At 71.9% G+C, this 19252-nt stretch carries 16 protein-coding genes; 8 read left to right on the forward strand and 8 right to left on the reverse strand.

Annotated features, from left to right (window positions below; translation table 11 throughout):
- Window positions 1–66: 66 nt before the first annotated feature.
- Window positions 67–564: a MarR family winged helix-turn-helix transcriptional regulator gene (locus ACZ601_RS29205; RefSeq protein WP_440575197.1), complete on the forward strand. Its 498-nt coding sequence runs from the start codon at window positions 67–69 to the stop codon at window positions 562–564.
- Window positions 565–601: 37 nt separating this feature from the next.
- Here the strand turns inward: ACZ601_RS29205 and ACZ601_RS29210 are convergent, their stop codons facing one another.
- A complete protein-coding gene (locus ACZ601_RS29210) occupies window positions 602–1387 on the reverse strand; it encodes a hypothetical protein (RefSeq protein ID WP_469543491.1) in 786 nt (261 codons plus the stop codon).
- 363 nt (window positions 1388–1750) lie between these two features.
- Here ACZ601_RS29210 and ACZ601_RS29215 point away from each other — a divergent pair, with 363 nt between their 5' ends.
- From ACZ601_RS29215 to ACZ601_RS29235, 5 genes are read left to right on the forward strand one after another with little or no spacing between them, the layout of a single operon-like run.
- On the forward strand, window positions 1751–4744 hold the full coding sequence (locus tag ACZ601_RS29215; protein ID WP_469543548.1) for a sensor histidine kinase: 2994 nt from the start codon (window positions 1751–1753) through the stop codon (window positions 4742–4744).
- Window positions 4741–5220, forward strand: coding sequence for a roadblock/LC7 domain-containing protein (locus ACZ601_RS29220; RefSeq protein WP_440575195.1), 480 nt, complete (start codon window positions 4741–4743; stop codon window positions 5218–5220). Before ACZ601_RS29215 ends, ACZ601_RS29220 begins: the two co-directional genes overlap by 4 nt.
- Complete coding sequence (locus ACZ601_RS29225; RefSeq protein ID WP_440575194.1) at window positions 5217–5633, forward strand: DUF742 domain-containing protein; 417 nt, start codon at window positions 5217–5219, stop codon at window positions 5631–5633. Before ACZ601_RS29220 ends, ACZ601_RS29225 begins: the two co-directional genes overlap by 4 nt.
- The gene (locus tag ACZ601_RS29230) at window positions 5614–6264 is read left to right on the forward strand and encodes a GTP-binding protein (RefSeq protein WP_469543494.1); all 651 of its coding nucleotides are present in this window, start codon (window positions 5614–5616) and stop codon (window positions 6262–6264) included. The genes ACZ601_RS29225 and ACZ601_RS29230 overlap by 20 nt, the downstream gene beginning before the upstream one ends.
- Before the next feature lie 30 nt (window positions 6265–6294).
- On the forward strand, window positions 6295–7530 hold the full coding sequence (locus tag ACZ601_RS29235; protein WP_440575192.1) for a styrene monooxygenase/indole monooxygenase family protein: 1236 nt from the start codon (window positions 6295–6297) through the stop codon (window positions 7528–7530).
- A gap of 61 nt (window positions 7531–7591) precedes the next feature.
- Here the strand turns inward: ACZ601_RS29235 and ACZ601_RS29240 are convergent, their stop codons facing one another.
- The 5 genes from ACZ601_RS29240 to ACZ601_RS29260 form a co-directional block, all read right to left on the reverse strand.
- Complete coding sequence (locus ACZ601_RS29240) at window positions 7592–8761, reverse strand: C40 family peptidase (protein WP_469543497.1); 1170 nt, start codon at window positions 8759–8761, stop codon at window positions 7592–7594.
- 175 nt (window positions 8762–8936) lie between these two features.
- A complete protein-coding gene (locus ACZ601_RS29245) occupies window positions 8937–11738 on the reverse strand; it encodes an outer membrane protein assembly factor BamB family protein (protein ID WP_469543500.1) in 2802 nt (933 codons plus the stop codon).
- A 94-nt stretch (window positions 11739–11832) separates the two neighbouring features.
- Entirely contained in the window at window positions 11833–12099 is a 267-nt protein-coding gene (locus ACZ601_RS29250; protein ID WP_440578820.1) for a hypothetical protein, read from the reverse strand.
- Window positions 12100–12116: 17 nt separating this feature from the next.
- Window positions 12117–12869 (reverse strand): TetR/AcrR family transcriptional regulator, encoded by a 753-nt coding sequence (locus tag ACZ601_RS29255; protein ID WP_469543502.1) that lies wholly within the window; start codon window positions 12867–12869, stop codon window positions 12117–12119.
- A 26-nt stretch (window positions 12870–12895) separates the two neighbouring features.
- Window positions 12896–13831 carry an AurF N-oxygenase family protein gene (locus ACZ601_RS29260; protein WP_469543505.1) on the reverse strand — a complete coding sequence of 312 codons (936 nt, stop codon included), beginning with the start codon at window positions 13829–13831 and terminating at the stop codon, window positions 12896–12898.
- Window positions 13832–14009: 178 nt separating this feature from the next.
- Here ACZ601_RS29260 and ACZ601_RS29265 point away from each other — a divergent pair, with 178 nt between their 5' ends.
- Window positions 14010–15137 carry a ferritin-like domain-containing protein gene (locus ACZ601_RS29265; RefSeq protein WP_469543507.1) on the forward strand — a complete coding sequence of 376 codons (1128 nt, stop codon included), beginning with the start codon at window positions 14010–14012 and terminating at the stop codon, window positions 15135–15137.
- A 40-nt stretch (window positions 15138–15177) separates the two neighbouring features.
- Window positions 15178–16278 (forward strand): protein kinase family protein, encoded by a 1101-nt coding sequence (locus ACZ601_RS29270; protein WP_469543510.1) that lies wholly within the window; start codon window positions 15178–15180, stop codon window positions 16276–16278.
- Window positions 16279–16318: 40 nt separating this feature from the next.
- Here the strand turns inward: ACZ601_RS29270 and ACZ601_RS29275 are convergent, their stop codons facing one another.
- Together ACZ601_RS29275 and ACZ601_RS29280 are read right to left on the reverse strand one after the other, a co-directional pair.
- Window positions 16319–17776 (reverse strand): peptidoglycan D,D-transpeptidase FtsI family protein, encoded by a 1458-nt coding sequence (locus ACZ601_RS29275; protein WP_469543513.1) that lies wholly within the window; start codon window positions 17774–17776, stop codon window positions 16319–16321.
- 82 nt (window positions 17777–17858) lie between these two features.
- The gene (locus tag ACZ601_RS29280; RefSeq protein WP_469543515.1) at window positions 17859–19238 is read right to left on the reverse strand and encodes an FtsW/RodA/SpoVE family cell cycle protein; all 1380 of its coding nucleotides are present in this window, start codon (window positions 19236–19238) and stop codon (window positions 17859–17861) included.
- Between the last annotated feature and the right edge of the window lie 14 nt (window positions 19239–19252).

The raw sequence follows: 19252 nt of genomic DNA on the forward strand, positions 1-19252 counted from the left end.
GCGAAATACTGGCGGAGCTGCGGCGATGACCAGCGGTGAAGGAAACTTTCAGCGGCAGGAAAGCTCATGAGGGGTGTTGACGTGCACGGGAGCGAAAGAGGGAGTGAACCGGGCGCAGCCGGGACAAGTGGTGTGGACCACGAATTCCTGGCCCTGGAGCTGGAATTGGCGGTGTTCCTGCGCCGTGCACGGGCGAATTCCGGCGAGATGGCGCGCGAGGTCCACCCCGAGCTGGAGGCTGCCGCCTACGGGCTCTTCGTGCGCCTGGAGTCGGCGGGCCGGCAGCGGGCGACGGACCTCGCCTCGTACTTCGGAGTCGGCAAGGCCACCATGAGCCGTCAACTGCGCGCCCTGGAAGGTCTCGGACTGGTGGCGCGCGAGCCCGATCCGGCCGACGGGCGGGCCTTCCTCGTCCGCCTCACCGACGAGGGCCTCGAACGATTCCGGCACGTCCGTGACGCCCGCCGGGACCGCTACGTCCGCAAGCTCGCGGACTGGGACCGGGCCGAGGTCGCGGAACTGGCCCGGCTGCTGCACCACTTGAACGCCCGCGCGGAGGACTGAGGCGGCGGGCCGGCGGGGCGGTTCGCCGCGCACCCGCTCACAGCTCCGCGTAGACCGCCGTCGCGTCGTCGTGGGTCTTGGCGCGCCGCAGCCGCGTCCGGTCCGTGTCCGCGTCCTCCAGGGCCCGGACCCGGTCGATCAGCCCCTGGGGCCCCTCCTTGCGCAGCACCCCGAGGCAGTCCGTCCAGTCGCCCTCGCCGAACATCTCCGTCCAGCGGCTCGCGCCGTCCGTCATCGCGGCCATGGCCCGCACCTCGGCGCGGGGCGTACGCCCCGTCACCGCGCGCCGCGCCACGGCCGGATCGGCGGCGGCGGTGAAGAAGCCGCCCTCCTTGTTCCGGACCCGCGCGTCCGCGATCGCCTCCGAGGCGAGTGATTCGGCCGGCAGCCGGTCGAGCCGGTCGTCGAGCAGGGCGCGCACGGTGCCGTCGGGCGATTCGAGGAGCAGTACGGAATCGGACAGGACCAGGTGTTCGACGGCGGTGTCGTCCCAACGCACCATGACGACGGTTGCCTGTGGCGTGCGTACGTGAGAAAGGTCACACAGGGGGCGGTGTGCGTCCGCGGTGCGCCGGATGGACTCGGCCAGGACCTCCCGCAGGGTCAGATCCCGCCGCGAACCCGACAGTTCGACCAGGGCGCCGCCCAGCCGTGCGGTGAACCACGGGACGGAGTGCACACAACCGTCGTCCCCCTGCGGCGGGGTGACCCCGTCGAGCAGCACCAGCCCCCCGCCCTGGCCGGAGGCGGGGAGGACGGTGGCGGCCCAGTCCTCGTTCGAGCGCCCGGGAATGCCGGCGGCGGTGGCGAGCTCCATACGCATACGGTCAGTCTGCACGACGCCTTCACGAGGCGTGCACGGAGCCCGGCCCGCTCGTACCAGCAGGTCAGACGGGCGGCTGGACCGGAGGTAATGACTCCGCCAAGGGTGCGGGCGGGCATCCTGCCAAAGCCCGCCCGGAAGTTCCAGCCGGACGGCCAGGTGTGCCGGCGGGGCCCCCTGGGGAGAGTTGTTCGTCAACTCTTGAGTGTTGTTCACTCGTTCAAGTGGCGGAGCGGTTGATGCGCGCCCCCCTCTCAAAAGCACTGGAATGGTCAGAAGCCGTACCAGGGGGCGGGGCGCTCGTTCAAGTGGCCGTGCGTCACCTCTGCTTCAAGGGCGGACGAGTCAAGAATGCGAGCACCGGTGCAGAAGAAGCGGCCTCGGAGCAAGGGCGGCAAGAACAGCGGTTCCGAGGTGGCGTCTTCGGCGCCGGCCGAAGGCGGACGCACCGTGCGCGTACGCAGTCGGCTGGTCGCGGGAGTCGCGGTCGTCGGGATCACCGTCATAGCCGCGGGGGCTCCGGCCGCCCTCAGCGCCTCGTCCGAGCTGAACGACTCGCAGCGGCTGGTCACCCTCGCGGAGCTGAACCAGCAGGCCATCGCGCTGGCGCACTCCCTCGCGGACGAGCGCGACGAGGTCACCGCGTACATCGCCGTCGGCCGGGAGGGAAAGCCCGGCCAGGGCGGCGCCACCGGGAGCCGGAGCGCCCGAGTCGACCAGCAGGTCGACGAGATGCGCGACGCGGCCCCCGAAGTCCTGCGCCGCGACCTCTCCACCATCCCCTCGCTGCGCCGCGACGCCGTCAGCGGCAAGGGCTCCGCGCTGGAGGCCCACCAGTCGTACTCCGAGGTCATCGCCAAGCTCCACGGCCTCGCGGACGAACTCGCGGAGAAGACCCCGCCGCGCGCCGCCGGAGCGGGCCGCGCCCCGCTCGCGCTGGGCCAGGCCACCGAGCACGCCTCCGCCACCCGCGGGCTGCTGCTCGCCGCGCTCGCCGTCCCCCGCAAGGAGCCGGTGACACAGACCGACCCCTTCACCGGACTGCCCGTCCAGACCCAGGACGAGGGCGCCACCAAGGACGACCGCACCCGTGACGAGCTGAGCGCCGCCGCCCAGCAGGCCAGGGTCGGCGAGCTGTCCTCGCTGGCCGACTTCGACCAGGCGGCCGGCACCACCGCCCGCGACAAGCTCGCGTCCACCGTCACCGGTCCCGAGGTCAACAACGCGGAGAAGTACCTCGCGGAGCTCACCGACCGCCCCGAGCTCTCCGACGCCGACCAGAAGGTCAGCGGCAAGAAGACCGGAGCCGCGCTCTCCGCCCGGATCGACCGGATGCGCAGCGTCGAGTCCGCGCTCGGCACCGCCCAGGTGCGGCGGCTTGAGCAGCTGCGCGACGACGACGTCACCGCGCTCGAACTGCGGATCGCGCTGCTCGGCGGCTGCTTCCTGATCGCCGTCGCCGTCTCCACCGCCGTGGCCCGCACCCTCACCCAGCCGCTCGCCGTGCTGCGGATCGGCGCCGCCCGCCTCGCGGCGGAACCCGACACCGCGGAGCCGGTCCGCTACACCGGCCGCAACGACGAGTTCGCCCAGGTCGTCCGGTCCATCAACACCCTGCACGGCAGGCTGCACGGACTGCTCCACGACTTCAACGGGCGGTTCGGGAAGCTGGAGAGCGAGCGCGCCGAGCTGATCGCGGGCCGCGAGGCGCTCACCATCCAGCGCGCCGAACTCCAGGTCCACACGGCCGACCTGACCGCCCAGCTGGAGAAGTTGAAGAACACCGTCCACCACACCTTCGTCAACCTCTCGCTGCGCAACCTCGGCCTCGTCGAGCGCCAGCTCGGGGTCGTCGAGTCGCTGGAGGAGCGGGAGCAGGACCCGGAGCGGCTCGCCACCCTCTTCAAGCTCGACCACATGGCCACGGTCATGCGCCGCCACAGCGAGAACATGCTGGTCCTCGCGGGCGCCGAGCACGGACACGCGCACCCGGGCCCGATTCCGCTGGTCGACGTGTTGCGCGCGGCGGTCAGCGAGATCGAGCGGTACGAGCGGGTCACCATCCAGTCCCTGCCGCCGCACGCCCAGGTCGCCGGGTTCGCCGCCGACGACCTCAGCCACCTGGTCGCGGAACTGCTGGAGAACGCCACCTCCTTCTCGCCGCCCGACTCCAAGGTCCAGCTCTCCGGCTGGCTGCTGGAGACCGGCGAGGTCATGCTCTCCGTGCAGGACGAGGGCATCGGTATGTCGTCCGTACGGATGGGCGAGCTCAACACCCGGCTGGCCGACCCCTCGCTCTTCGAGGCGGGCGAGCAGAACGCGGACGGGGCCGGTCTCGGCCTCCAGGTGACGTCGCTGCTGGCCGCCCGTCACGCCGTGCGGGTCCAGCTGCGCGAGCAGAAGGGCAACGGCGTGGCGGCGGTCGTCGTCCTGCCCACCGCCCTGCTGCCGAAGGCGCCGCCGGCCGCGACCCCGCCGCCGGTCACCGCGCCCGGCGACGCGCCCACGCTGAACCTGCCGGGCTCGGTGGCGGAGGCCAACTCCAACGCGCTGCCGAGCCGCGTCCCGGCGCCCGCCGTCGACGTCGACCCGTTGATCGCGGCGGCCGAACAGACGATCGCCCAGTCCGAGGCCGAGTCCAAGTCCGAGGCCGCGCCCCCGGCGCAGCCCCAGACCGCACCCGCGCCGGAACCCGCGCCCGCACCGGAACCCGCGCCCGAGCCGTCCTCGGCGGGTCCGGAGAGCGACGCCGAGACCACGATGCAGGTCCGGCTTCCCCGGGTGCCCGAGTTCGACGACGTACCCGAGTTCACCCACGCGCCCGCCTTCGGCGAAGGACCGGAGGCCCCGCTCGCGTCCGGCCCCTACGCCATCGGCCCCGACACCCACGAACGCGCCGCGGACGAGAACCCGCAGCCGGCGGACACCCAGGCGGACGCCCCGGCCCCGGCCCCCGCATCCGTCACGGCCCCGACGCCCGCCCCCGCACCCGTCGCCGCCCCGGCGCCCGCCCCGGCGGCCGACACCGTGCCCGGCCCGCGCCACCCGGAGCCCGACCGGGTCACGGACAAGGGGCTGCCCAAGCGCACCCCCAAGGTCGTCGCGCCGGCCGCCGCCCCCGCCGCGGACCGCACCGGCAGCGTGGACAAGGACGCCCTGCGCCGCCGGCTGGGCGGCTTCCACCAGGGCGCGAAGGACGGCCGCAGGGACGTCGAGGCGGAGATCGCCGGTTCCGCCACGCCGGGGACGGCCGTTCCGGCCGCCCGCACCGCACGTACAGGCCACACTGAGGCGGCCGACCGTACCGACGGTCGAACCGACGAGACGGGGGACACAGTCGAGGAGGCACGCAGTTGACTGCGCCCAGCACATTCGGGCTGAGTACCGAGGCCCGGAACCTTCAGTGGTTGCTGAGCAATCTGGTGGAGGAGGTGCCAGGGGTCCACTCGGTCACCGTCGTCTCGTCGGACGGACTGATGCTGCTCTCCTCCGACCCCGGCCACCAGGCCGCCCGGTCGGCCGGCAAGCAGGACGGCCCCCGCGGCTCCAGCGCCGACCTGGCGACCATCGTCTCCGGAATCGGCAGCCTCACCATCGGGGCCGCGAAGCTGATGGAGGGCGGCGGCGTCAAGCAGACCATGGTCGCCATGGAGGAGGGCAGCGTCTTCGTCATGTCGATCAGCGACGGCTCGCTGCTCGGCGTGCACGCCACCCCCGACTGCGACATGAGCGTCATCGCCTACCACATGGCGCTCTTCGTCGGCCGGGCCGGCCACGTACTCACCCCCGAACTCCGCAGTGAACTGCGCAAATCGATGGAGAGCGCCCAGTGACCCACGCCGCCGCCGAACCCGCCCGCAGGCTCCCCGTGCGCGGGGCCGACAAACGGCCCGCGCGGGTGCGCCCGTACTCGCTCACCGGCGGCCGCACCCGGTTCGGCCACGTCCTGCTCGTCGAGACGTTCGTGGCCGCGCTCGAAGCCCCGGACGAGCGGCGCGAACTGACCAACGGCAACCTGTCCTCGCGCGTCATGCCGGAGCTCCAGGCCATCGTCGAGATCTGCCGCCGGATGCGTACCGTCGCGGAGATCTCCGCACTGCTGAAGATGCCGCTCGGCGTGGTCAGGGTCCTGCTCAGTGACTTGGCCGACCAGGGAAAGATCCGCGTGTACGGGACCGGGCACGGCACCGGCCAGCCCGACCGCGCACTGCTCGAAAGGGTGCTCGATGGACTCCGTCGTCTCTGAGTCGCCGCTGTTCGCCCCGCGTCAGCCGGGGCCCACGGACCAGGCAGAAGAGGGCCTGCGGGACTGGCAGCTGGACCACACCAGGGCACCGGTCGCCACGAAGATAGTGGTCGCGGGCGGCTTCGGTGTCGGCAAGACCACCTTCGTGGGCTCGGTCTCCGAGATCACCCCGCTGAAGACCGAAGCGATGATGACCCGGGCCAGCGAGGAGACCGACGACCTCAGCGCCACGCCCGACAAGGTCACCACGACCGTCGCCATGGACTTCGGCCGCCTCACGCTCGACGACGACCTCGTGCTGTACGTCTTCGGCACCCCGGGCCAGGAGCGCTTCTGGTTCATGTGGGACGACCTGGTGCGCGGCGCGATCGGCGCGATCGTGATGGCCGACACCCGCAGGCTGGCCGACTGCTTCCCGGCCCTCGACTACTTCGAGAGCTGCGGACTGCCGTACATCGTGGCTGTCAACCACTTCGAGGGCACGCCCGGGTTCGAGGCCGAGGACGTCAGGGAGGCCCTGACCGTACCCCCGCACGTACCTGTTGTGATCATGGACGCGCGTAACAGGATCAACGTCGTCGAGGCTCTGCTGGCCCTGGTGGGCCACGCCCTTGAGGCATCCCCCGAATAGTTCGCACGTCACACACAACGGAGAACCGCGATGCGGAAGATACTCATAGTCGGAGCCGGTCAGTCCGGTCTCCAGCTCGCCCTGGGACTGCAGTCCAGAGGGTACGAAGTCACCCTCATGTCCAACCGCACCGCCGACGAGATCCGTTCGGGGCGGGTCATGTCGACGCAGTGCATGTTCCACACCGCGCTCCAGCACGAGCGGGACTACCAGCTCAACTTCTGGGAGTCCCAGGCCCCGCGCATCGAGGGCCTCGGCGTCTCGGTGGCCGCCCCCGACTCCTCGCGGGCCGTCGACTGGGTCGGAAAGCTGGACGGCTTCGCGCAATCCGTGGACCAGCGGGTGAAGATGGCCGGCTGGATGGACACCTTCGCCCAGCGCGGCGGACAGCTCGTCATCCACGGCGCGGCCGTCTCCGATCTGGACTACTTCTCCCGCACCTACGACCTGGTGATGGTCTCCGCGGGCAAGGGCGAGCTGGTCTCCATGTTCGGCCGGGACGCCTCCCGTTCCCCGTTCGACGCCCCGCAGCGCGCCCTGGCCGTCGCGTACGTCCACGGCATGGGGCCGCGCCCCGAGCACCCCGAGTTCGACGCGGTGCGCTGCAACCTGGTCCCGGGCGTGGGCGAACTGTTCGTGATGCCGACGCTGACCACGTCCGGCCGGGCCGACATCCTGTTCTGGGAGGGTGTACCGGGCGGGCCGCTCGATGTCTTCCAGGGCATCAAGGACCCCTCCGAACACCTGGCCAAGACGCTGGAGCTGATGGAGCGGTTCACCCCGTGGGAGTACGCACGCGCCACGAAGGTCGAACTGACCGACGCCAACGGCACCCTCGCCGGCCGTTACGCCCCCACCGTCCGCAAGCCGATCGGCCGGCTGCCCGGCGGCGGCCTGGTGCTCGGCGTCGCGGACGTGGTCGTCGCCAACGACCCGATCACCGGCCAGGGCTCCAACTCGGCGTCCAAGTGCGCCAACGCCTACCTGGACTCGATCATCGAGCACGGCGACGGCGAGTTCGACGCGGCGTGGATGCAGTCCACCTTCGACCGCTACTGGGACACCGCCCAGCACGTCGTGAGGTGGACCAACGCGATGCTCGGCGTCCCGCCGGAGCACGTGCTGAACCTGATCGGCGCCGGCGGTCAGCTCCAGCCCGTCGCGGACCGCTTCGCCAACGGGTTCAACGACCCGGCGGACTTCGACAACTTCTTCTTCGAGCCGGAGAAGACGAACGCGTACCTGGCCTCGCTGTCCGGGGCCTGAGTGCTCCCCACCCGCTGGACGGACCCGGCCCGGCCGGTCGTCCGTTCAGCGGGTGCGCCTGTCATCCGGTGGGCGCGGTGGAGACGCTGTACCCGTCGTCGGAGCCTCCGGACGCCCCCTGGGGGAGCTCCGGCGCCTTGTACGTACTCAGTGAGGCGCTGTCCGGGTCCGGCCTGACCGCGCCCAGCAGCGGGTTCGACGCCAGTGGCGAGACCTTCACCAGGGAGCCGGGGCGGGGCGCCTGCACCACCAGCCCGTTGCCGATGTACAGCGCCACATGTGTGGCCTTCGGGAAGTAGATCACCAGGTCACCGGGGCGCAGCGCGCTCACCGGCACCTTGCGCAGCTGCCGCCACTGTTCCTGCGACGTACGCGGAATGGTGCGTCCGGCGTTCGCCCAGGCCTGCGAGGTGAGCCCGGAGCAGTCGAACGAGGAGGGGCCCTCCGCGCCCCACACGTACGGCTTGCCGATCTGCCGGACCGCGTACCGGACCGCCTCGCCGCCCTCCTCCGACGGCGGCCGGGCCGAGGACAGGGCGCCCGAGGTGACCAGTGCGTCCTGGGCCTCTGCCGTGCTCTTCTGTTCGAGTCCGGACACCTCGGCCAGCTGGTCCGCGGAGAGCGTGGCGAGCTTCGCCTCGACCTCCTTCAGGCGCTTCCGCACGGCGTCGCGGTCCTTCTTCTGCCGCGCGGCCAGCACCTGCTGCCGGTCCAGCACCTTGCGGGATTCCTTCGCCAGCTCGTCGGCGCGCTTCTCGGCGCCGGTCAGCCGTTTCACGGCCGCGACCCGTCCGGCGGCCAGCCGCTGGATGACCTGGCCCTGGTCCAGGGCCTGCGCGGGGTCGCGGGACAGCAGCAGCCGCAGGTAGGAGGAGAAGTCGGACCGGCCCTGGTACTGCTCGCGGGCCAGCCGCCCGGTGGCGTCGCGGCCGCGCGACAGCGAGAGCCGGGCGGTGACGAGGGCGGCGTCGAGCTTCTTCGCCTCCGCAGTCCGCTTCTTCAGCTCGGCCGCCGTCCCGTTGTAGGTCTCGGTGGCCTCCTCGGCCTGCTGGTACAGCTTCTGCAGCTCCACCAGCAGCGCGGGGGCGGTACCGGGAGCAGCCGCTTCCGGGGCGGGCTCGCCCACGGGTGCGGGAGAGGGGGAGGGAGCGGCCACGGCGGCGGCCGGTGACGTCACGACGACGGCTGCGAGCGCCGCCGTGCAGACGGAGCGCAGGACACTGCCGGGCACGACATCACCTCCGATAGCGGGGTGAATCGTCGGACTACCCCATAAGTGAGCGCAATGCCTCTATACGCTCACCTGCCGTCAGGTGATTCAAGAACCGAGGGGCGTGGCGGCGGCCCGGTCCCCCGGAAGGCGGCGGTTCGGCGCCGCCCTCCGGACCGGCGGTCAGCCTGTCCCGTCAGTCGACCGGGAACGCGTAGACCATCCGGCCGCGCCGGACGAGCGCGCTCTTCCCGAAGGGCAGTACCTGGTACGCGCTGGTGACCGTGGCGCCCTTCGGGTCCTGTTCCCCGATGTCCTGGAACTTCCACAGCCGCCGCCCGTCCGCCGCCGCGAACGCGGTGACCTGGCCGGAGCTGGCCGCGAGCAGGGTCCCGCCGGTGCCGCTGACACTGATCACGGGAGTCACGTCGGTGCGCGGCCCCTCCGTCGAGCGCTGCCAGCGCGGCCGCCCGGTCGACCGGTCGACCGCCCCCACCTCCTGGTTGCTGTTGGTGGTGTGCAGCAGTGCGCCGGCCTCGACCGAGTTCCCGAAGTGGGAGCCGTGGGTGCCGTTGAGCGTCCACTTCGGCTTTCCGTCGGGCGTCCCGAAGGCCCGGAGGTCGTCACCGACGGCCGCGTACAGCAGGCCGTCCGCATCGCCCACGGCGGCGCCGCCGGGTGTGACGGTGCCGAACGCCTCGGTCCACTTCGCCTTCCCGGTCTTCCGGTCGAAGCTGCGGAACGTGCCCTTGCCCTTCGCCGCCTTCACGTCCGCCGCGGTGAGCGACTGCTGGCTCTGCCGTACGACGATGTCGTCCGCCCGCACCGCGATCAGCCGGTACTCCGGCGCCTCCGGGCCCCGGCCGGTGGGTACGGGCGTCCGCCACAGCTCCTTGCGCTGCTCGATGTCGTACCCGAACAGGTACGACTTGACGACCACCTTGTCCTTCCCGCGCTTCTTGCCCTTCTTCGGCTTGGGGGCCTTCACGGTGGACTTGGTGGAGCCGGTGAACCAGACGGTCGAACCGGACGCGCCGACGAGATCGGGCACCACCAGGTGCGGAGCGCCGTCGAATCCGTCGGCGTACGCCAGCCGGTGGGCGACCTTGCCGTCCTTCGCCGACAGCCACAGGAACTCGTCCGGAGCGGCGACGAAGCACAGTTCCTTGCCTGCTGGCAGGGCCGCCTGTCCCTTGGCGGCGTCCGCGTTCTGCCAGACCCGGTGGCCGGTGCGCAGGTCGATGGCGGTGGCGTGGTCCGCGTCGGTGAGCACCAGCAGCCGGTCGTTCCAGAGTGCGGCGGTGCGCGGGGCCGGTTCGGACTCCGGGTGCGCGTGGATCCAGCGCGGCTGCGGTGGCAGTCCGGCGACGGCGGCCCGGCTGGTGCTCGGGGCGGGCTTGGCGTCGTCCGTGGGCTCGTCGTCGTCGCCGGAACCGAGCGCGAACACCGCGCCACCGCCGACCAGGAGCCCGGCGACCCCGGCCGCGGCCCCGATCAGCAGGCTCCGGCGTCCGGCCAAGGGGCGCTCGGGAGCGGCCGGGAGAGGGAAGGGCGCGGGAAGCGGAGCGGGGCCCTGGGCAGCCGGGTGGGGCATCGGGTGGGCCGCGTGGGGGAAGGGCGCCGCGGGGGCGGTGTAGGGCAGCGGCTGAGGAGCCTGGGGGAACTGAGGGGGCTGAGGCGCCTGACCGGCCGGTGGTTCGGCGGGGCCGGTCAGCTCACGATTGAGCGAGAGCTGGGTCGTCGCCGGGTCCTCGGACCGGGACGCGCGGGGGTCGATGATCCCGAACTGGGCGGTGCGGGTGTCCCGGCCGGCCGAGGGTTCCCCGGACCCGTCGCCGGCGGGGAGCGCCAGGGGTACGGCGTCCTGCACGTCAGGGACTTCGGGGGCGTCCGGGCCCGCCGGGGCGCCCGTCGCGTCCGGCACATCCGGGCCCTCCGGGGTGTCCGCCGCACCCACCGCGTCCGTTGCGCCTACCGCCCCCGTCGCGTCCCCTGTATCCGTCGTCTCCGTCGTCTCCGTCGTCTCCGTCGTCTCCGTCGTCTCCGTCGTCTCCGTGACGGGCACGGCGTCCTCGATGACGGGCGGCGCGGTCTCCAGTGCCTGGGCGCGCGCACCCTGTTCCGCCAGCGCCGCCGACAGCGGAGCCGGCAGCCAGTCGCCGCCCTTCGCGAGCCCGGCCGCGCCCTCCAGGGCCAGTTCGGCGGCCACCGCGCCGGCCGTCGGCCGGTCGTCCGGGTCCTTCGCCAGGCAGCGGCCGATCAGATCGCGCAACGCGTCCGGCACGGAGGCCAGTTCCGGGTCGGTGTGGGCGATCCGCTCGGCGGCCTCCGTCGCGGGGCCGTCCGCCAGCGGGGTGCTGCCGGTCGCCGCGTACGCGAGCAGCAGGCCCAGCACGAAGAGGTCGGAGGCCGGACCGGCCTCCTCGCCCTCGATCTGCTCCGGGGTCAGATAGCCGAGCCGGACGGAGAGCTGCCCGCCCGGCCGCGCCTCCGCGTCGGCCGCCGCACCCAGCGGGCCGAAGGCGGTGAGCCGGGGCCCGTCCCCGGCCAGCAACACCGTCCTGGGGGCGAGCCCCTGCAGGACGGCTCCGGTGGCGTGCACCCGGGAGAGGGTCTCCGCGATGCCCGCGCCCAGTATCCGTACGGCCCGCTCGGGGAGCGGCCCGGCGGTCTCGATCGCCTCGGCGAGGGTCAGCGCCGGTACGTATTCCGCGGCCGTCCACAGCGGTTCGTCCTCCTCCGCCCCGTCCGTGCAGGTGTCGAGCTGCGCGGCCACCCACCCACCGGCCAGCCGGTCCGCGGTCCGGGCCTCCGCCTCGAAGTGCCGCCGGAAGCCGGGCAGCGCGGCCAGCTCGGGCCGGGCCGCCGTGATCACGGCGAGGTCCTGCGGGGTCGCGCCGCGCGCGAGGTACTGCACCGCCGCGGCCGTCTCACGCAGCCGCACCAACGCCGTGTACGGGCCGAAGCGGCGTGGATCGTCCTGACGCAGCGCCTCCATGGCGCACCCCCTATATGACCGTCCTCGGACCTGACCGTCGATCTTACGGTCTCCCCCGAGGCGGGGAGCCTCGCCCCGGTTCACCCCATATGCGTCATTCCGGCTTCGACCAGGGCCACTTGGGGCTGTGGCGCTCGCGGCCGCCCGGGGCGTACTCGTACACCCAGCCGCGCTGGATGCCCAGCCGCTTGGAGTACCCGGCCGGGACCCGCCGGTAAGCGTGCACGGTGGCAGGTCCGCCGTCGGCGTCCGGGACCGGGACCTCGTACCACTTGGGCGGGTGGCCGGTGGCGCCGAGGAGTACGGGCAGGGCCCGCCCGTCCAGCGGGCCGCCGGTGAAGGGGACGTTCTCGCTTCTCACCCGCCCAGTCTGACCGATCAGTCCGGGGGCAGCAGGTGCGCCGCCGCACCGACCACCGGGATCAGCCGCTCCGCCAGCCGGCCGGCCGGGCCCGCCGCGGTCTCCAGCGGCAGCAGTTCGGCGACGGCGGTGGCGGTGGCCGGGTCCGTGGCCGCGGTGACCGCGAGGAGTCCGATGAACTGGTCGACGAGCCAGTCGCGCAGCTCGGACGCGGCCGGCTGCTTCCCCTCGTCCAGCCAGATCAGCGAGGCCGCCTCGACGGCCGCGATCCAGGTGCGCACCATCATCCGCAGCCGGGCCCCGGGATCGCTGCCCGCGCCCCGGCCCAGGTGCAGCAGGATCTGGTCGGCCGCCGCCCGCCGCACCTCGTCGACGATCGTGCTCGTACGGGACGTCTCGGCGACACTGCCGCCGCGCAGCAGCGCGCTGAAACCGGCGTCGTGCTGGTCGACGAAGGCGAGATAGCGGTCCAGCACCCGCGTCACCCGCTCCGTGGGCGGGCCCACGGCCGGTTCCGCGAAGCAGAGGATCAGTTCCTCCGCCGCGGACCTGAGGGCCGCCTCGTACAACTGCTGGCGGCCGCCCGGGAAGTAGCGGTAGACCAGCGGCCGGGAGACGCCGGCCACCGTGGCGACCTCGTCGAGCGAGACCTCGTCGGGGGCCCGGTGGGCGAAGAGGGTGAGTGCCGCACCGAGGAGCTGGGCGCGCCGCTCCTCGACGCTGAGCCTTCGGTACGCGCGCTGCGGGGGCGCGGCTGCGGCAGGGGTCATACCCGCAAGAGTAGTGGGCACCGTCGTCAGGCGAGCAGGCCCGAGTTCTTCCACAGCCTGCGGCCCACCCCGTTGAGCACCCCGATGTCGTCGAAGAAGTCGGTGAGCCGCTTGGCGCCCGACTGCATGACCTCCGCCCGGTGTCCGCTCTCCCGTACCTGGGCCACGGCCTCCTGGCGGTCCAGGCCGACGTTCTCGTACACCTGCGGGTTGACGAAGCAGACGGAGAAGACGCGGGCCGCCTCTCCGCAGCTGACCCGGGTCAGTTCGCGCTCCCAGCGCGGTGCGGTGACCATCTGGCGGCGCAGCTCCTCGCGGGCGTACCGGACGTGCCGGGCCTCCTCGATCACATGGATGCGGGTCACGCCGCGCACCAGGCTCTGGACGCGCTCGTCGGGGAAGGTCAGCCGCTGCATCCAGTCGAGGATCTCCTCGCCCAGCAGGGTGGCGGCGAACGAACCGGGCGTGGTGGAGATGGTCTTCAGTACCCGCGCGAGGTTGTGGTAGCGGCGGGGGACCGGGTAGCAGGGCGCCCCGCCCCAGGTGATCATCCGGCCGAACATCATCGAGTGCCGGCACTCGTCGGCTATCTCGGTGAGGGCGTAGCGGACGTGGTTGCTGACCACCGGCTTGTCGTAGATGTGCCGGACCAGCAGCTGCATCAGGATGATCTCGAACCAGATGCCGAGCGAGGCCAGCGAGGCCGACTCGTGCCGGGCCAGCTCCTGCTGCTGCTCCAGCGACATCTTCCGCCACATCGGGGTGTCGTAGAGGGAGATCAGCTCGGGCGGCCAGAACCACTTGCCGTCCTCGGCCACCGAGTCCCAGTCGAGTTCCTTGTCGGGGTCGAAGGAGTGCTTGGCCGAGGCCTCCAGCAGCCGTTCCGCGATCTGCTCGCGGTCCCGGAGCGGGCCGAGTGCGTCGCGGAGCAACTGCACATCGCGTTCGGTCACTGTCGTCATGGCTGGATCCACCTCACGCATGGGTTACCGGCGGTCACTCCTTATGAGACCTTCTGTCAGTAAGCCCGTCAATCCCTTGCGCACGACTTGTTGACCCGGCGTCTACCAGCGTGTGAACCTGCCAACTGAGCCAACCGGCAAGTGAATTGTCGAAGCATGCGAGGCGAAGGAGCCGTCCATGTCGACCCACGACCTCTACACCACCGCCCCCGACCAGCCGCTGTGGACCGTGCCCGCCTCCGGAGCCGCCCGCTTCAGTTGGGACTACGACGACGGCCGCGAACGCCTTCTCGCCCTCTACCAGAAGGGCAAGGACAAGCAGTGGGACGGCAACAAGCGCATCGACTGGAGCCTGGAGGTCGATCCCACCGACCCGCTCGGCACCCCTGACGAGGCCCTCACCCTGTACGGCACCCCGCACTGGGCGAAGATGACCGAGAAGGACCGGGGCGAGCTGCGCAAGCACTACACCTCCTGGCAGTTCAGCCAGTTCCTCCACGGTGAGCAGGGCGCGATGGTCTGCGCGGCCCGGATCGTGGAGTCCGTCCCCGATCTGGACGCCAAGTTCTACTCCGCGACCCAGACCATGGACGAGGCCCGGCACGCGGAGATCTACGGCCGGTTCCTGCACGAGAAGATCGGGATGCTCTACCCGGTCAACGACAACCTCCAAGGCCTCCTCGGGGACACCCTGCGCGACTCCCGCTGGGACATGCCCTACCTCGGCATGCAGGTCCTCATCGAGGGCCTCGCGCTGGCCGCGTTCGGCATGATCCGCGACACGACGACCAAGCCGCTGCCCAAGCAGATCCTCGCCTACGTCATGCAGGACGAGGCCCGCCACGTGGCCTTCGGCCGGATGGCGCTGCGCGACTACTACAAGCAGCTGAGCGACGCGGAACTGCGCGAGCGCGAGGAGTTCGTCATCGAGGGCTGCTACCTGATGCGCGACCGGCTCAGCGGCGTGGAGGTGCTGGAGAACTTCGGCATCGGCAAGCAGGAGGCCAAGGAGCTGTCCGAGCACTCCGAGTTCCTCCAGCTGTTCCGCAAGCTGCTGTTCAGCCGGATCGTCCCGTGCGTCAAGGACATCGGCCTGTGGGGCGAGCGGCTCCAGAAGGCCTACGTCGACATGGGCGTCTTCGAGCTGGGCGACTCCAGCCTGGACCTGCTGATGGCGCAGGACGAGGAGATCGCCGAACAGCTGGACCGGGACCGCTTCGCGGCGGAGGAGCACGCGCGGGTGGCGGAGGTCGCGGAGGCGATAGCGGACGGCGGCGAGGCGGCACCGGCACCGTCGGCCGACTGAACCGGGGGCGGCGCGGGGCGTGCTGAGTAAGGTCGGCCGTATGCCTCGGAGCGATCACAGCGCCGGTCAGGGCGGGCCCGCCCCGGACCGGGACCATCACGCACGCCTCGCCGCCCACCGCTCTGTCTCCACCCACCTGTCGCTGCTGAGCGACCACCGGCTCCGCGAACTGGTCCGCGCGGCCGCGCCGACCGGAGCGGGCATCGGCGGCAGGTCGGCGGAGCTGGACGTGTGCGGGCGGCGGGTCTTCGTCAAACGGGTGCCGCTGACAGACCTCGAACTGCGGCCGGAGAACGTGCGGTCGACCGCCAACCTCTTCGGGCTGCCGGTGTTCTACCAGTACGGGATCGGCTCCGCCGGATTCGGTGCCTGGCGGGAGCTGGCCGCGCACACCGTCACCACCGACTGGGTCCTCGGCGACGACTGGCCGGACTTTCCGCTGATGTACCACTGGCGCGTCCTGCCGGACTCCGCCCCGCAGGGCTTCGTGGACGAGTTCGGGGGCATCGACGGGGCTGTCGCCCACTGGGAGGGCTCCTCGGCCGTACGCGACCGGCTGGAGGCCATCGGCGGCTCCTCGGCCAGTCTGGTGCTCTTCCTGGAGCATGTGCCGCAGACCCTCGCGGCCTGGCTGGGCGAGCGGCGCGCGGCGGCCCGGGAGGGCGGGGAGGGCCCGCCGTACGAGTGGCTGGACGAGACCCTGGCCCGAGGGGCGGACTTCATGAGCTCCCACGGGTTCGTGCACTTCGACGCCCACTTCGGCAACATCCTGACCGACGGCCACTCGATCCGCTTCGCGGACTTCGGCCTCGCTCTCAGCACCCGGTTCGAACTCTCCCCGGACGAGTCCGCGTTCCTGGCCGGGCACCTCGCGTACGACCGCCACTACGTCGCCGGGCACCTGGTCCGCCACCACCTGTTCGACGAGGTGTGCGACGCCGGATTCCTGCGTCGCTGGATCGCGGGCGACCGTCCGGAGGGCGTACCGGCCGGGGCCGCCGCGGTGCTCGACCGGCACGCGGCGGCGGCCCTGGAACTGGACGGCTTCCACCGCCGCCTGCTCGGGGTGAGCAGGCGGACGCCCTACCCGGCGGCCGAGATCGAGCGGGCGGCTACGGGCCGCCCGAGCGTCCGCCCGTAGCCGAAGCGCGCCACGCGTGCACCCTCGGCCCCCCGCCCCCTCAGTCCGCCAGCGCCGCCTCCATGACGGAACGGGCGATCGGCGCGGCGCTGCCGCCGCCGCTGATGTCGGCCCGGTCGGCGGCGGCGTCCTCGACGACCACGGCGACCGCGACGGCGGGCCGGGCGGAGTCCTCCGCCTGTGCCCAGGAGATGAACCAGGCGTACGGGGTGCCCGTGTTGTCGACGCCGTGCTGGGCCGTGCCGGTCTTGCCGCCGACCGTCGCCCCGTCGATGCCCGCGTTGCCTCCGGTGCCGTCCTGCACCACGTCGATCATCATCTGCCGCAGCTCCGACGCCGTCTGCGGATTCATCGCCCGGTGGTACGTGCGCGATCCCGTGGTGCGGACGGTGGAGCCGCTGTGCGTGGTCGTACGGTCCACCAGGTGCGGGTACATGAGCTCGCCGCCGTTGGCCACCGCCGAGGCCACCATCGCCATCTGGAGCGGGGTCGCCGTCGTGTCGAACTGGCCGATCGAGGACAGGGCCAGCTGGTCGTCGCTCATGTCGGTGTCGAAGTTGCTCTTCGCCACCCCGGACGGGATCTTCAGCCCGGTGTCGTTGAAGCCGAACTTCCCGGCCGCCTCCACCATGCCGTCAAGACCGACCCGCACCCCGAGCCGGGCCATCACGGTGTTGCAGGAGACCCGGATCGCCTCGGCCAGGGACGCGTCCTCGCAGCCGCTCGCCTCGTCGGGCAGCGTCGTCGAGGTCCCCGGCAGGACGTAGGGGGAGGGGGTGTCGGTGGCGGCGTCCGGGTCGGTGACGACCTCGGCGTCCAGCGCCGCCGCCGCTGTCACGATCTTGAAGGTGGAGCCGGGCGGATAGGTCTGCCGGATGGCCCGGTTGAGCATCGGCTGACCGGTGTCCGCGTTCAGCTCCCGCCAGGCGTCGGTGACGGACGAACCGGTGCCGGAGAGCCGCCCGGGATCGTACGAGGGCGTCGAGACCAGGGCCAGGATCTTGCCGGTCGTCGGCTCGACGGCCGCGACGGCACCGCGCCGGCCGCCGAGCCCCTCGTAGGCGGCGCGCTGCATGGAGTCCTTGACCGTGGTGGCGACGTCTCCGCCGGGCTGCCGGCTGCGGGTGATCTCGTTCCAGAAGGGGAGCGGGGCGAGCATCGGATCGGCGCCGGACAGGACGTCGTCCTCGGCGTTCTCGATCAGGGTGGTGCCGTACGTCTGCGAGGCGTACCCGGTCACCGGGGCGTACAGCGGGCCGTGGCGGTAGGTGCGCTCGTACGCGAGCTGCTCGCCGGTGTCCTTGGAGCCGGTGACGGGCTTGCCGTCGGACAGGATGTTGCCGCGCGGCTGGTCGTAACGGTCGATCGTGTTACGGCGGTTGGCGGCGTTGTCGTCGAGGGAGGGGGCCTCGAAGACCTGGACCCGGGCGGCGTTCAGCAGCAGCGCCAGGAGCAGCAGCAGGCAGAAGGCGGCGGCGCGCCGGATGTAGCGGATCACGGCCGGGCTCCCCGGGCGGTCGGTGTGTGCGTCGGCGCGTACGTCGGTGAGTGCAGCGGCGCGTACGTCGGTGCGTACGGGATCACAGCTCGTCCTCCAGGATGGGTGCGATGACTCCGGTCTCCACCTGGTCCGGGTGTGGTCTGCGGGCCTGGTCGCTGACCCGGATCAGCAGCGCCACGATGATCCAGTTGGTGACCACGGACGAGCCGCCCTGGGCGAGGAACGGCATCGCCATACCGGTCAGCGGGATCAGCCCCATCACGCCGCCCGCGATCACGAACACCTGGAGCGCCAGGATCGAGGCGAGACCGATCGAGAGCAGCCGTCCGAAGGAGTCGCGCAGGGCGAGCCCGGCCCGGTAGCCGCGCGCCACCAGCAGCGCGTACAGCATGAAGATCGCCGTCAGCCCGGTCAGGCCCAGCTCCTCGCCCGCCGTCGCCAGGATGAAGTCGGACTTGGCGGCGAACCCGATGAGGATGGAGTGCCCGAGCCCGAGCCCGGTGCCGAGCATCCCGCCGGCCGCGAAGGCGAACAGCGACTGGGCGAGCTGGCTCGGGCCCCGGCCCGCGTCGATGGAGGCGAACGGGTCGATCCAGTCCTGCACCCGGCTGTGCACATGCGGTTCGAAGGAGCCGACGACGAACGCGCCGACGGCGGCGAGCAGCAGCCCGACGGCGATCCAGCCGGTCCGGCCGGTCGCCACGTACAGCAGGATCACGAACAGGCCGAAGAAGAGCAGCGAGGTGCCCAGGTCGCGCTCCAGGACCAGCACCCCGACGCTGAACAGCCAGATCGCCACGATCGGGCCGAGCACCCGGCCGGTGGGGAGCTGCAGTTTCCAGATCCTGCGGCCGGTGTACGCGAGGGCGTTGCGGTTCGCCGCGAGGTAGGCGGCGAAGAACACGGCGAGCAGGATCTTGGCGAACTCGCCCGGCTGGAAGGAGAATCCGCCGACCCTGATCCAGATCTTCGCGCCGTTCACGGCGGGGAAGAAGATCGGCACGATCATCAGGACGAGCGCGGCGGCGACCGAGAGGTACGCGTACCGCTGGAGCACCCGGTGGTCGCGCAGGAACACCACCACCGCGATGAAGAACGCGACGCCGAGCGAGGACCAGACCAGCTGGGTGGTCGCCGCCTGGTCCTTCGGGGTCTCCAGGTCGAGCCGGTAGATCAGCACCAGCCCGAGCCCGTTGAGCAGGACGGCGATGGGCAGCAGCAGCGGATCCGCGTACGGGGCGCGGAAGCGGACGGCGAGATGGGCCAGCAGGGCGAGCAGCCCGAGGCCGCCGCCGTACCCGGCGACATCGGGCGGGACCGCGTCGTTCCTGGCCAGACCGACGGCGGCGTAGCCGTAGACGGAGATGAGGACGGCCCCGACGAGGAGCGAGAGTTCCACGCCGCGCCGCTTGGGCAGGCGCAGCTCGGGCGGGGGTGCGTCCGCTGTCGTTGCGGTCATGCCACGCAACGTAG

Source organism: Streptomyces sp. NPDC104307 (assembly GCF_055584045.1).

Bases quoted from the DNA above. Each gene is read 5' to 3' on its own strand.
- ACZ601_RS29205 (WP_440575197.1), top strand. From the start codon at position 67: ATGAGGGGTGTTGACGTGCACGGGAGCGAAAGAGGGAGTGAACCGGGC.
- ACZ601_RS29210 (WP_469543491.1), bottom strand. From the start codon at position 1,387: ATGCGTATGGAGCTCGCCACCGCCGCCGGCATTCCCGGGCGCTCGAAC.
- ACZ601_RS29230 (WP_469543494.1), top strand. From the start codon at position 5,614: ATGGACTCCGTCGTCTCTGAGTCGCCGCTGTTCGCCCCGCGTCAGCCG.
- ACZ601_RS29235 (WP_440575192.1), top strand. From the start codon at position 6,295: ATGCGGAAGATACTCATAGTCGGAGCCGGTCAGTCCGGTCTCCAGCTC.
- ACZ601_RS29245 (WP_469543500.1), bottom strand. From the start codon at position 11,738: ATGGAGGCGCTGCGTCAGGACGATCCACGCCGCTTCGGCCCGTACACG.
- ACZ601_RS29255 (WP_469543502.1), bottom strand. From the start codon at position 12,869: ATGACCCCTGCCGCAGCCGCGCCCCCGCAGCGCGCGTACCGAAGGCTC.
- ACZ601_RS29260 (WP_469543505.1), bottom strand. From the start codon at position 13,831: ATGACGACAGTGACCGAACGCGATGTGCAGTTGCTCCGCGACGCACTC.
- ACZ601_RS29265 (WP_469543507.1), top strand. From the start codon at position 14,010: ATGTCGACCCACGACCTCTACACCACCGCCCCCGACCAGCCGCTGTGG.
- ACZ601_RS29270 (WP_469543510.1), top strand. From the start codon at position 15,178: ATGCCTCGGAGCGATCACAGCGCCGGTCAGGGCGGGCCCGCCCCGGAC.
- ACZ601_RS29280 (WP_469543515.1), bottom strand. From the start codon at position 19,238: ATGACCGCAACGACAGCGGACGCACCCCCGCCCGAGCTGCGCCTGCCC.